Origin of the sequence: Pseudomonas sp. RIT-562 (assembly GCF_026241895.1) — a bacterium.
Classification (GTDB): Bacteria; Pseudomonadota; Gammaproteobacteria; order Pseudomonadales; family Pseudomonadaceae; genus Aquipseudomonas; species Aquipseudomonas mandelii_F.
The window spans coordinates 1-209 of the sequence record NZ_JAPJIV010000101.1 but is presented as its reverse complement, the minus strand read 5'-3'; the positions used below and the strand labels follow the sequence as shown (position 1 = coordinate 209).

Sequence of the window (209 nt, the reverse complement as noted above, 5' to 3'; positions counted from 1 at the left end):
AGTCGAGGTTGTCACGAATGTGCACAGTCGGCATCAGGAAGCCCAGGTCCTGGGACAGCTTCTTGCGCACGCCCTTGATCCGCGCCAGCAGCTGACCACCCTGGTTACGGTCCACCAGGGGAATCAAGCGGTAGCCGACTTCGAGGCCAATCATGTCGATCGGGGTCACGTCATCCCAGCCCAGCTCCTTGGTTTCCTGGGCACGGGCT

General features: G+C 61.7%; 1 protein-coding gene. It reads right to left on the bottom strand.

What is annotated here, in order from left to right:
- On the bottom strand, positions 1–209 hold a 209-nt coding region (locus ORL50_RS28935; RefSeq protein WP_266020135.1), incomplete at both ends, for an FHIPEP family type III secretion protein.